Origin of the sequence: Pseudoroseomonas cervicalis ATCC 49957 (assembly GCF_000164635.1) — a bacterium.
Taxonomy (GTDB): domain Bacteria; phylum Pseudomonadota; class Alphaproteobacteria; order Acetobacterales; family Acetobacteraceae; genus Pseudoroseomonas; species Pseudoroseomonas cervicalis.
Map to the genome: position 1 here is coordinate 1,543,802 of NZ_GG770777.1, position 11,521 is coordinate 1,555,322.

13 protein-coding genes, 1 tRNA gene and 1 riboswitch are annotated in these 11,521 nt (G+C 70.5%); of the genes, 3 read left to right on the forward strand and 11 right to left on the reverse strand.

Annotated features, from left to right (window positions below):
- Nucleotides 1-62: 62 nt before the first annotated feature.
- The 8 genes from HMPREF0731_RS06640 to HMPREF0731_RS06675 form a co-directional block, all read right to left on the reverse strand.
- A complete protein-coding gene (locus tag HMPREF0731_RS06640) occupies nucleotides 63-428 on the reverse strand; it encodes a HesB/IscA family protein (RefSeq protein WP_007003288.1) in 366 nt (121 codons plus the stop codon).
- Nucleotides 429-439: 11 nt separating this feature from the next.
- A complete protein-coding gene (locus HMPREF0731_RS06645; protein WP_083854450.1) occupies nucleotides 440-853 on the reverse strand; it encodes an SUF system Fe-S cluster assembly protein in 414 nt (137 codons plus the stop codon).
- The gene (gene sufU, locus HMPREF0731_RS06650; RefSeq protein ID WP_007003290.1) at nucleotides 822-1,289 is read right to left on the reverse strand and encodes a Fe-S cluster assembly sulfur transfer protein SufU; all 468 of its coding nucleotides are present in this window, start codon (nucleotides 1,287-1,289) and stop codon (nucleotides 822-824) included. Before sufU ends, HMPREF0731_RS06645 begins: the two co-directional genes overlap by 32 nt.
- Nucleotides 1,289-2,545 (reverse strand): aminotransferase class V-fold PLP-dependent enzyme, encoded by a 1,257-nt coding sequence (locus tag HMPREF0731_RS06655; RefSeq protein ID WP_007003291.1) that lies wholly within the window; start codon nucleotides 2,543-2,545, stop codon nucleotides 1,289-1,291. The genes sufU and HMPREF0731_RS06655 overlap by 1 nt, the downstream gene beginning before the upstream one ends.
- Nucleotides 2,542-3,831, reverse strand: coding sequence for a Fe-S cluster assembly protein SufD (gene sufD / locus HMPREF0731_RS06660; protein ID WP_007003292.1), 1,290 nt, complete (start codon nucleotides 3,829-3,831; stop codon nucleotides 2,542-2,544). Before sufD ends, HMPREF0731_RS06655 begins: the two co-directional genes overlap by 4 nt.
- Nucleotides 3,828-4,571 carry a Fe-S cluster assembly ATPase SufC gene (gene sufC / locus HMPREF0731_RS06665; RefSeq protein ID WP_007003293.1) on the reverse strand — a complete coding sequence of 248 codons (744 nt, stop codon included), beginning with the start codon at nucleotides 4,569-4,571 and terminating at the stop codon, nucleotides 3,828-3,830. Before sufC ends, sufD begins: the two co-directional genes overlap by 4 nt.
- Before the next feature lie 86 nt (nucleotides 4,572-4,657).
- Entirely contained in the window at nucleotides 4,658-6,157 is a 1,500-nt protein-coding gene (gene sufB, locus HMPREF0731_RS06670; protein WP_007003294.1) for a Fe-S cluster assembly protein SufB, read from the reverse strand.
- An 11-nt stretch (nucleotides 6,158-6,168) separates the two neighbouring features.
- On the reverse strand, nucleotides 6,169-6,648 hold the full coding sequence (locus HMPREF0731_RS06675) for an SUF system Fe-S cluster assembly regulator (protein WP_040611983.1): 480 nt from the start codon (nucleotides 6,646-6,648) through the stop codon (nucleotides 6,169-6,171).
- Nucleotides 6,649-6,751: 103 nt separating this feature from the next.
- Here HMPREF0731_RS06675 and HMPREF0731_RS06680 point away from each other — a divergent pair, with 103 nt between their 5' ends.
- Nucleotides 6,752-7,426: an NUDIX domain-containing protein gene (locus HMPREF0731_RS06680; protein ID WP_245538257.1), complete on the forward strand. Its 675-nt coding sequence runs from the start codon at nucleotides 6,752-6,754 to the stop codon at nucleotides 7,424-7,426.
- A 154-nt stretch (nucleotides 7,427-7,580) separates the two neighbouring features.
- Here HMPREF0731_RS06680 and HMPREF0731_RS06685 read toward each other — a convergent pair whose 3' ends face one another.
- Entirely contained in the window at nucleotides 7,581-8,063 is a 483-nt protein-coding gene (locus HMPREF0731_RS06685; RefSeq protein ID WP_040611985.1) for a peroxiredoxin, read from the reverse strand.
- A gap of 145 nt (nucleotides 8,064-8,208) precedes the next feature.
- On the opposite strand from HMPREF0731_RS06685, the gene HMPREF0731_RS06690 reads away from it, so the two are divergent.
- Complete coding sequence (locus tag HMPREF0731_RS06690) at nucleotides 8,209-8,853, forward strand: YqgE/AlgH family protein (protein ID WP_007003298.1); 645 nt, start codon at nucleotides 8,209-8,211, stop codon at nucleotides 8,851-8,853.
- A gap of 15 nt (nucleotides 8,854-8,868) precedes the next feature.
- Here HMPREF0731_RS06690 and HMPREF0731_RS06695 read toward each other — a convergent pair whose 3' ends face one another.
- Both HMPREF0731_RS06695 and HMPREF0731_RS06700 read right to left on the reverse strand, forming a co-directional pair.
- Nucleotides 8,869-9,840: a sensor domain-containing diguanylate cyclase gene (locus HMPREF0731_RS06695; protein WP_157135943.1), complete on the reverse strand. Its 972-nt coding sequence runs from the start codon at nucleotides 9,838-9,840 to the stop codon at nucleotides 8,869-8,871.
- A gap of 85 nt (nucleotides 9,841-9,925) precedes the next feature.
- A tRNA-Gly gene (locus tag HMPREF0731_RS06700) sits at nucleotides 9,926-9,999 on the reverse strand.
- 67 nt (nucleotides 10,000-10,066) lie between these two features.
- A riboswitch (SAM riboswitch) is annotated at nucleotides 10,067-10,145 on the forward strand.
- Between the two features lie 55 nt (nucleotides 10,146-10,200).
- On the opposite strand from HMPREF0731_RS06700, the gene metZ reads away from it, so the two are divergent.
- Nucleotides 10,201-11,521, forward strand: a 1,321-nt coding sequence (gene metZ, locus HMPREF0731_RS06705) for an O-succinylhomoserine sulfhydrylase (protein WP_007003300.1), incomplete at its 3' end; no start/stop codon positions are given.

Here is an 11,521-nt window from a genome sequence, read left to right on the forward strand (position 1 = left end):
GAGCGGCCTGGCCACGCGAGGGCGAGGGCCGCGCCGGGCCGCGAGCCGGCCCGGCGCGGGCGTCACACGTGAAAACTCTCGCCGCAGCCGCAGCGGCCCTTCTCGTTCGGATTGGTGAAGGTGAAGCCGGCGGACATCGCCTTCACCTCGTAATCCATGGTGGTGCCGATCAGGAACAGCGTCGCCTTGCGGTCCACCAGCACGGTGACGCCCTTGTCGGTCACCACCTCGTCGCCGGGGCCCGGCGCATCGGCCCAGGTGAGGTCATAGGCCATGCCGGAACAGCCCTTGGTGCTGACGGCGACGCGCAGCAGCTTGCCCTCCTGCCCCTTGGCGTAGAGGCCGCGCAGCCGCTCGGCCGCCGCCTCCGACAATTGCATCAGCGGCGGCAGGGCGCGCGGCGGGCGCGGGGCGGTGGTGGTGCTCATGCCTCCCTCCCTCAGAACATGTTCAGCGCCAGCCGGGCATCCTCGCTCATGCGCGAGGGGTCCCAGGGCGGATCCCAGACAACCTCAACCCCGACATCCTTGACGCCGGGCAGCAGGCGGATCGCCTCCTCCACCTGGCTGGGCAGCTCCTGCGCCGAGGGGCAGGAGGGGGTGGTCAGCGTCATCTCGACCTTGACCGTGCCGTCGGCGCCCAGCTCGATGGCGTAGACGAGGCCGAGCTCATAGATGTTCACCGGGATCTCGGGATCGTAGACCGTGGCGATGGCGCCGATCACCGCATCCTCGCTGACGCGCGGCGTGGTCTCGCCCTCCGGCGTCCAGGCGCCGTGCCCGGCGGCCGCCGGGGCGGCGGTGTCGGGGGTGGTGGTGCCGTCACTCACTGCTCGCCTCCTTGCCGCTGTCATCCAGCGCGGCCACCAGCGTGTGCCAGGCAAGCGTCGCGCATTTCACCCGGCTCGGGAACTCGGCGACGCCGCCCAGCACCTGCAGCCGCTCCATCTCCTCCTCCAGCGAGGCGCCGCATTCCGGGCAGTGCCCGGTCATCGCCAGCTCGCGGAACTTGCCGGCCAGTTCGCGCGCCTCGTCCTGGGTCTTGCCGCGCACCGTCTCGGTCATCAGGCTGGCGCTGGCCATGGAGATGGCGCAGCCCTTGCCCTGGAAGGCGACATCGTCCAGCCGCCCATCGCCGGCCAGCTTCACCCACAGCTCCATGCGGTCGCCGCACATCGGGTTGTCGCCGCGGCCATGCCGGTCGGCCTCCTCCAGCCGGCGGAAATTCCGCGGCTTGCGGCCATGGTCCAGGATGACTTCCTGGTAGAGATCACGCAGATCGTCGAACATCAGCGGAAGAACTCCCGCGCCTTGTCCAGCGCCTCGGCCAGGTAATCGACCTCCCCCTCGGTGGTGTAGAGCCCGAAGGAGGCGCGGCAGGTGCTCTCGACGTTAAATCGGGCGTGCAGCGGCTCGGCGCAATGGCGGCCCGAGCGCACCGCGATGCCAACGCGGTCCAGCAATGTCGCCAAATCATGCGCATGGGCGTTGTCGAGCGCGAAGGCGAAGACCCCGCCGCGATCCTGCGCCTGGCCGATCAGCCGCAGCCCCTCGATGCCGGAGAGCCTGCGCATGGCGTGGTCGACCAGATGGCGCTCATGCGCCTCGATCGCCTCCATGCCGATGGCCTGGACATAGTCGATGGCGGCGTGCAGCCCGACCGCCTCGGTGATCGGCGGCGTGCCGGCCTCGAACTTCGCCGGGACGGGGGCGGGGCGGAAGCCCTCCAGCGACACTTCGGAAATCATATCGCCGCCGCCGAGGAAGGGCGGCATCTTTTCCAGCAGCTCCATCCGCCCCCACAGCACGCCGATGCCGGTGGGGCCGTAGAGCTTGTGGCCGGTGAAGACGTAGAAATCGCAGTCCAGCGCCTGCACGTCGACCCGGCGATGCACCGCCGCCTGGGAGCCGTCCAGCAGCAGCCTGGCACCATGCGCATGCGCCATCTGGGCGATGCGCGCGGCCGGCGTCACCGTGCCCAGCACATTGGACATGTGGGTGACGGCGACCAGCCCGACCTTGCCATCCGCCAGCTTGGCTTCCAGGTCGGCCAGGTCCAGCTCGCCGCTGTCGGTCACGCGGGCGATGCGCAGCTCGATGCCGTGGCTGTCGCGCAGCATGAACCAGGGCACGAGATTGGCGTGGTGCTCCATCTCGGAGACCAGCACCGCCTGGCCGGGCTTCAGCACGCCACGCCCATAGGAATGCGCCACCAGGTTGATGGCGTTGGTGGAGGAGCCGGTGAAGACGATCTCCCGCTCCGTCGCGGCGCCGAGGAAGCCGGCCACCGCGCGGCGCGCCGCCTCATAGGCCTCGGTCGCGCTTTCGGAGAGGAAATAGGCGCCGCGATGCACATTGGCATAGCGGCGCTCCAGCAGCCCGGTCATCGCCTCGATCACCTGGCGCGGCTTCTGGGCGGAGGCGCCGGAATCGAGGAACACCAGATCCTTGCCGCGAATCGTCTGCGACAGGATCGGGAAATCCTGGCGGATGCGGGCGACATCGAAGCCGCCCGCCTCCACCGGTGCCACCGCGGCGCTGCTCACGCCACCTTCTCCCACCAGCCGGCCACCACCTCGGAGAGCGCGGCGCGCGCCGTCTCGTCGGCCACGCCCTCGACGGCTTCCAGCAGGAAGGCCTCGATCAGCATGGCGCGGGCGGTCTCTTCCGGGATGCCGCGGGCGCGGAGGTAGAAGAGCTGGGCCTCGTCCAGCTCGCCCACCGTGGCGCCATGGCTGCACTTCACATCGTCGGCGTAGATCTCCAGCTGCGGCTTGCTGTCGATCTCCGCCTGGTCGGAGAGCAGCAGCGCCTGGTTCATCTGGTAGCCATCGGTGCGCTGGGCGACCTGATGGACATGGATCTTGCCCTGGAACACGCCGCGCGACTTGCCGGACAGCACCGTCTTCACCGTCTGGCGGCTCGGGCAATCCGGCGCCGCATGGTCGAGGAAGGTGGTGCAATCGCCATGCTGGCCATCGGCCAGCAGCTGCGCGCCGTTCAGATGCGCCGCCGCCTTCGGCCCCGCCAGCACCACATGCGCCTCGGAGCGCGAGAGCTTCGCACCGGCATGCAGCAGGAAGCTGTCATAGGTGCCCTCGGCCTCGACGCGGGCGAAGGTGGTGGCCAGGTGGACGCCGCTCAGCGATTCCTGCTGCAGGCGGGCATGGGTGACATGCGCAGCCTTGCCGACGGCGAACTCCCAGACCGGGCTGTGCAGGGTGCGGCTTTCCGTGCCGCCCACGCCATGGCCCCAGGCGCGCTCGATCAGCACCAGCTTGGCGCCCTCCGCCAGCCGCACCAGATGGCGCGGATGCGCGGCGACCGGCCGGTCGGCCAGCGTCACATGCAGCACCTCGACCACCCCGCCATCCTCGCCGGGGCCGAGATCGATCAGCACGCCATCCTCGAACAGCGCGGTGTTCAGCGCCACCAGCGGCAGATCGTCGAGGCGCGCCACGCTGCCCAGCAGCCCCTCGGCCGCCGGCAGGTTGGCGGCCAGGCTCTTCACCGGCGCGTCGGAATCCGACAGGTCGGCGCGGTAGCGGCCATCGACAAAGACGATGCGCTTCGGCGCCGCGGCGCGCGGCAAAGGCAGCGCGCCATCGACCGGCGTCAGCGGCTCGGCGAAGCCGGCCTGCGCCACGGGGGCGAGGTCGGTGTATTTCCAGGCCTCGACCCGGCGCGTCGGCAGGCCGAGCGCGCGGAAGGCCTCGATGCCACGCTCGCGCAGCGCGGTGAGCCAGGGCAGGCCCTGGCCCGGCAGCCGCGCGCGCAGCCCCTCATAGCGGTGCAGGAAGCCGGCGGCCCCCGTCAGGACCGGCGCGCTCATGCCGCCTGCACCGAGCCGTAGCCCGAGGCCTCCAGCTGATGCGCCAGCTCCGGCCCACCCGTCTGCACGATGCGGCCGCCCATCAGGACATGCACCTTGTCCGGCACGATGTAGTCGAGCAGGCGCTGGTAGTGGGTGATCACCAGCGAGGAGAAATTCGGGCCGCGCATGGCGTTGACGCCATCGGCCACGATCTTCAGCGCGTCGATGTCGAGGCCGGAATCGGTCTCGTCCAGGATGGCCATGCTGGGGTTGAGCAGCGCCATCTGCAGCACCTCGTTGCGCTTCTTCTCGCCGCCGGAGAAGCCGACATTGACGCCGCGCTTCAGCATGTCCTCCGGCATCGACAGCGCCTTCATGCGGGCGCGCGCCACCTTGAGGAACTGCATCGCGTCCAGCTCCGCCTCGCCCTTGGAGCGGCGGATGGCGTTCAGCGCGGTGCGCAGGAAATTGGCGTTGCCCACACCCGGCAGCTCGACCGGGTACTGGAAGGCCAGGAACAGGCCGGTGGCCGCGCGCTCCTCCGGCTCCATCGCCAGCAGGTCCTGGCCGTGGAAGGTCACGCTGCCGCCGGTGATCTCATAGCCCTCGCGCCCGGCCAGCACGTAGGAGAGCGTGGACTTGCCCGAGCCGTTCGGGCCCATGATGGCGTGGATCTCGCCCGCCGGCACTTCGAGATCGATCCCCTTCAGGATCTCCTTGCCCTCGACCTCGGCGCGCAGCCCTTCAATCTTCAACATCTTCTTTCAGTTCCGTCCTCGAGGGTGCGCTGGCAGGCGCCACCCGTGCAGCTTCGCGATCAATGGCGCGGAAGGCGCCAGAATTCTTAGCCGACCGAGCCTTCGAGGCTGATCTGCAGCAGCTTCTGCGCCTCGACCGCGAACTCCATCGGCAGCTCCTTCAGCACCTCGCGGCAGAAGCCGTTGACGATGAGGCCGACCGCGTCCTCCTCGGACAGGCCACGCTGGCGGCAGTAGAAGAGCTGGTCCTCGGCGATGCGGCTGGTCGTCGCCTCATGCTCGACCTTGGCGGTCATGCAGCGATTCTCGATATAGGGCACGGTGTGCGCGCCGCACTGGTCGCCGATCAGCAGGGAATCGCACTGGGTGAAGTTGCGCGCGCCGGACGCCTTCGGGCTGATCTTGACCAGGCCGCGATAGGTGTTCTGCCCGAAGCCCGCGCTGATCCCCTTCGAGATGATGGTCGAACGCGTGTTCTTGCCGATATGGAACATTTTTGTTCCTGTATCGGCCTGCTGGCGGTTGTTCGTGATCGCCACGCTGTAGAATTCGCCGACGGATTCGTCACCCTGCAGGATGCAGGACGGATACTTCCAGGTGATGGACGACCCCGTCTCCACCTGCGTCCAGCTGATCTTGGAGCGCTTGCCGCGGCAGGCGCCGCGCTTGGTGACGAAGTTGTAGATGCCGCCCTTGCCGTTCTCGTCGCCCGGATACCAGTTCTGCACCGTGCTGTACTTGATCGAGGCGTCATCCAGCGCCACCAGCTCGACCACCGCCGCGTGCAGCTGGTTCTCGTCGCGCATCGGCGCCGTGCAGCCCTCCAGATAGGAGACGCTGGAGCCTTCCTCGGCGATGATCAGCGTGCGCTCGAACTGGCCGGTGCTCTTGGCGTTGATGCGGAAATAGGTCGACAGCTCCATCGGGCACTTCACGCCCTTCGGGATGTAGACGAAGCTGCCATCGGTGAAGACGGCCGAGTTCAGTGCGGCGAAGAAATTGTCGCCCTGCGGCACCACGCTGCCCAGATACTGCCGCACCAGCTCCGGGTGCTCCTGCACCGCCTCGGAGATGGCGCAGAAGACGATGCCCTCCTTCGCCAGCCGGTCCTTGTAGGAGGTGGCGACGGAGACGCTGTCGAACACCGCATCGACGGCCACCGGCATGCGCCCGCCCTCGGCCGGGGTGTCCCCCGCGCCCTCGACGCCGGCCAGGATCGCCTGCTCCTTCAGCGGGATGCCGAGCTTCTCATAGGTGCGCAGCAGCTCGGGATCGACCTCGTCCAGCGACTTCGGCTTCACCGTCTGCTTCGGCGCCGCGTAGTAATAGGCATCCTGGTAGTCGATCGGCGGGTAGGAGACGGCGGGCCAGCGCGGCTCCTCCATCGTCTTCCACAGCGCGAAGGCCTTCAGCCGCCATTCCAGCAGCCATGCCGGCTCGTTCTTCTTCGCGCTGATGAAGCGAACGATGTCCTCGTTCAGCCCCTTGGGCGCGAACTCCATGTCGATCTCGGTCTCGAACCCGTACTTGTAGGTTCCCTGGGTGACCGACTGGACGGCGTCGATGGTCTCGGTGACGGCAGGCATTGGTCGTGATCCTACTCAGCGGCCGGCAGGGAGGCCGATAGGGCGGACAGAGCGGCGGAGACGGCCGGGCGGCGGCAGCCAGGGGCGCTGCGCGGCGCGGCGATATCGGCCACGGAAATGGCGGAGAGGGCGGCGCGGATCGCCTCGTTCACCGGGTCCCAGCGGCCGCGCACGGGGCAGAGCCCCTCGGCCTCGCAGCCCCCGGTCGCGCCATCCACGCAGGCGGTCAGCGCGATCGGGCCGTCGATGGCGCAGATCACATCCGACAGCGGGATCGAGGAGAGCGGCCGCGCCAGGCGGTAGCCGCCGCGCGCCCCGCGCAAGCCCTCGACCAGCGACGCATGGCCCAGATGCTTCAGCACCTTGGACACCGTCGGCTCGGCGATGCCGGTGGCCGCCGCCAAGCCCGGCGCGGTCTGCACCCCGCCCTCGGCCTCCAGCCGCGCCAGCACCACCACGGCGTAATCGGTGAGTTTCGACAGCCGCAACACGCGGACCTTCTCCTCAAAGCGGACCGTTCTTGTCCGCTTTCGGCAGATGCGCCCGACCCCCTCGATTGTCAAGAAGTTGGCATCTTTCCGCAGGAGCCGCGCGGTGCAAGGCTGCTGCCATGTCGCCGCTCCCCCTGCCCCCGGCGCCGCCCGCCGCGCCCGCCACCGCCCCCGGGGCCGCCCCGCCTTCCCGCGCCACGCCGCCAGCCTGCTGCTGTGGCGCCGCCGCCAGGACGGCACGGTCGAAATCCTGATGGGGCTGCGCGCCGCCGGCCACCGCTTCATGCCCAACCGGCTGGTCTTCCCCGGCGGCCGCGTCGACCTCGCCGACCGCGCCGCCCCCGCCGCCACCGAGCTGCGCCCCGAGACCCGCGCCGCCCTGGAACGCCGCGCCCCGCCACGCCTGGCCCGGGCGCTGGCCATCGCCGCCGCGCGCGAGCTGGAGGAGGAGACCGGCCTGCGCCTCGGCGCCACGGCGCCGGAGCTGGACGCCTTCGCCTATCTCTGCCGCGCGGTCACGCCGCCCGCCAGCCCGATCCGCTTCAACGCCCGCTTCCTCATCGCCCCGGCCGAGCGCGCCAGCGGCACCCTGCAAGGCTCGGGCGAGCTGGAGGACCTGGCCTGGCACAAGCTGGAAGGGCTGCTCGCCCTGCCCGTGGCGCCGATCACCGCCCGCGTCCTGGGCGAGTTCCGCCTCTGGCTGGCCCAGCCGGAGGAGACCCGCCACGCTTTGCCCCTGATCTGGTACCGGGGCCGCGAAACCCGCCTCCAAGAATAAGGCTTGTTTTTCTGTCGGGCTGCCGCCGCCTCGTGGGGAAGCGGGACGCGGCAGGCAGCCAGGGCACGGGGGGCGCCGGCACACCCAAAAGGGCGCGTCCCGAAGAACGCGCCCCATCCAGGCGGGGGCACCGCCCCCACACAACCGGAAGAAATCAGAGGGCGGCGAGCACGGCCTCGGCGCTCGACACCTCGAAGGCGCCCGGTGCCTCGACCGCCACATGCGCCACCTTGCCGTCCTTGGCCACCAGCACGAAACGCTGGCAGCGCAGGCCCAGGCCGCGCGCCGTCAGGTCGAACTCCAGCCCCAGCGCCTTGGTGAAGGCGGCCGAGCCATCGGCGATCATGGTGACCTTCCCCTCGGCGCCCTGGTCCTTGGCCCAGGCCTGCATCACGAAGGCATCGTTCACCGCCATGCAGGCCACCTTGTCCACGCCCTTGGCCTTCAGCGCGTCCAGACCCTGCAGGAAACCCGGCATGTGGCGGGCCGAGCAGGTGGGGGTGAAGGCGCCCGGCACGCCGAACAGCACCACCGTCCCGCTGCCGAACAGCGCCTCGGTGGAGAGCTCGCGCGGGCCCTCGGCGGTGGCCTCGGTCAGCGTCAGGGCGGGAATCGAATCGCCGGTCTGGATGGTCATGGGCTGGGTGTCCTCCTGCGGAGGCTCCGGCATTTCATGCCACGCGCCGGCCTGTCAACGGCCCCTCCCAACGGCGCGCCCCAGCGCCAGGAGGCGGTCGCGAGATGCTTGCGCGCCGGCCGCCCCCCCGCCATTTTGATCCGCCATGGCAAGACGCGCACGCGAGGACGAGATTCCCGAGGCCTTCGGTGGCCGGCCCCGGACCGCCCGGAAAGGCCGGGAGCCGCTGCTGCAGGCCGGCTATCTCGGCGGCCAGCTGCTGATCGCCATGCCCGGCATGCAGGACCCCCGCTTCGTCCGCTCGGTCATCTGCCTCTGCGCCCACTCCGCCGATGGCGCCATGGGCATCGTGCTGAACAAGCCGCTCGACAACCTCAGCTTCGAGGAGCTGCTGCGCCAGCTGGAGGTGGAGCCCACGCCGCCGCAGCGGCAGATCCGCCTGATGGCCGGCGGCCCGGTCGAGGGCGGGCGCGGCTTCGTGCTGCACACCGCCGACTGGTCCAGCGAGGGCAGCCTGAAGGTCACCGGCGAGCTGGCGCTGACCGCCAGCGTCGACATCCTGAAGGCGATCGCCGGCGGCGGCGGCCCGCGCCTCGGCCTGCTGGCGCTGGGCTATGCCGGCTGGGGGCCGGGCCAGCTGGAGGACGAGATCCAGCGCAACGCCTGGCTCAGCGTGCCGGCCGACGAGGCGCTGCTGTTCGAGGGCCCGCCCGACGACAAATGGCGCATGGCCCTGGCCAAGCTGAGGGTCGATCCGCTGCTGCTCTCCGGCAGCGCCGGCCACGCCTGAGCCGGCCGCGCGACCTCACTCCTCCGTCGCATCCGCCTCCGCCGCCCAGCGCCAGCCGCCCTTGCCGGCATGCTTGGCGCGATACAGCGCGGCATCGGCGCGGCGATAGGCCTGGGCGAAGGCGGTCGTCGCCGGCGCCACCCGCACCAGGCCGAGCGTCACATCCAGCCGGTGCCCGCCCAGGCCCGGCAGCTGGCGCGACAGCGCCTCGCGCAGCCGGGCGCAGAGCGCCTCCACCGCCGCGATATCCGCCGGCGGGGCGAGCAGCAGGGCGAATTCGTCGCCGCCCAGGCGGCAGACGACATCCTGCGGCCGCAGCAGGGCGCGCAGGCGCGCCGCCACCTCGACCAGCGCGGCATCCCCCGCCTCATGGCCGTAGCGGTCATTCACCGGCTTGAAGGCGTCGAGGTCGAGCAGCGCCAGCACCTGCTCTCCGCCCCCGGGCTGCGCCGCCGCCTCCGCCCAGCGCTGCTGCAGGTAGCGGCGGTTGGGCAGGCCGGTCAGGCAATCCTCATGGGCGAAGCGCCAGGCGGCGCGCTCGGCCTGCTTGCGCAGGGTGATGTCGTCGAAGGTGGCGATGCCGATGCCGATCTCGTACAGCACGATGCCGCGGTGCAGCGCGGTGCGCAGCGTGCCATCGGCGCAGCGGACCTCCAGCTCGGTGTCGGCGATCACCGAATGGCCGCGCCCGCCGGACTGCCACAGCCCCTGCCAGATGCCGCGCATGCGGTGCCGGTCCTCGGCGCGCACATAGGCGTGGCGGATCCAGTCGGCCACATCGGCAAAATCCTCCACCGTGTAGCCGTAGCAGCGGCGGAAGGCCTGGTTCATGAAGCGGATGCGCCCATCCGGCAGGCTGGCCCAGCTGAGCGGCACCGGCAGCGCCTCCAGCACCAGCTCCAGCTCGGCGGAGGAGAGCCGCCGCTCCGCGTTCTGGGCCAGGAGGTTCAGCAATGGATCCTCGACCACGCGCGGCGCATCCCTCATCTGCATGGCCTGCTAACGCAGGATGCGGGGATTCGGGTCAGCAAAAGCTTACCGTGGTGGCGGGGGAACGCGGATTGGCGGGAGATGGAGCGGGCGAAGGGAATCGAACCCTCGTCACTTGGTTGGGAACCAAGAGCTCTACCATTGAGCTACGCCCGCCTCGGCGCCGCTTTTAGCCTGCCCTTGTGCCCTCGGCAAGCCGGGCGTAAGGTCCGCCCGTCCCGTTTCGCGGGGCGCTCGCGATTTGTCCGGCCAGCTTGCGGCGAGCATAAACAACCGCGCTAAACGGCCGTGCGGGGGGCGTGCGCGTGCCCCGCCGACCGGGCCGGGTCGTTGCCAGATCCGAGAGCAGCCCGCCCCATGGCCAAGCCCAGTTCCGACCGACCGCTGCGCCCCGCCACCCTGCTGGTCCGCGGCGGGCAGATGCGCAGCAATTTCGACGAGACCTCCGAGGCGCTCTACCTCACCTCCGGCTTCGCCTATGACAGCGCGCTGCAGGCCGAGCAGACCTTCACCGGCGAGGTCAGCCATTTCCAGTACTCCCGCTTCGGCAACCCGACGGTGCAGATGCTGGAGAGCCGCTTGGCCGCGCTCGAAGGCGCCGAGGCCTGCCGCGCCACGCCCACCGGCATGGCCGCCGTGCATGCCGCGCTGCTGTCGCATCTGAAGGCCGGCGACCGGGTGGTGGCCGCCCGCGCCCTGTTCGGCTCCTGCCACTGGATCGTCTCCACCCTGCTGCCGCGCTACGGCATCGAGACGGAATTCGTCGACGGCGCCGACCTCGCCCAGTGGAAGGCCGCCTTCCGCCGCCCCTGCCAGGCGGTGCTGCTCGAGACCCCCTCCAACCCGATGCTGGAGCTGGTCGACCTCAAGGCGGTCTGCGACCTGGCGCACGCGGCCGGCGCCATCGTCGTGGTCGACAATGTGTTCGCGACGCCCCTGCTGCAGAAGCCGATGAAATACGGCGCCGATGTGGTGGTCTATTCCGCCACCAAGCATTTCGACGGCCAGGGCCGCGTGCTGGGCGGCGCCGTGCTCGGCGCGAAGAAGTGGGTCGAGGAGGTGCTGCAGCCCTTCACCCGCAACACCGGCGCCTCGATCTCCCCCTTCAACGCCTGGGTCATCCTGAAGGGGCTGGAGACGCTGCCGCTGCGCGTCCACGCCATGTGCCGCAGCGCCGCCACCATCGCCCAGATGCTGGAGGAGCGGGCCGAGGTGGCGCGCGTCTGCTACCCCTACCTCGCCAGCCACCCGCAATACGCGCTGGCCAAGCAGCAGATGTCGGGCGGCGGCACGCTGGTCAGCTTCGAGCTGAAGGGCGGCAAGGACGCCGCCTTCCGCTTCATGGACGCGCTGCGCGTCATCGACATCTCGAACAACCTCGGCGACGCCAAGAGCCTGATCACCCACCCCGCCACCACCACCCATATGCGGGTGCCGGCGGAGGAGCGGGCCCGCCTCGGCATCGGCGAGGGCGCGGTGCGGCTCTCGGTCGGGCTCGAGGATGTCGAGGACCTGGTGGAGGACATCGCCGCCGCGCTGGACGCGGTGGCCGGCAACCCGGCGCCGCGCAAGAAGCCGCTGGCGCGGATCGTGGCGGAGGACAGCGTGGCGCCCGCCACCCCCGCCAAGCCGGCCAAGGCCAAGGCGCCCCCCGCCAAGGCCGCGCCGGCCCCGGCCA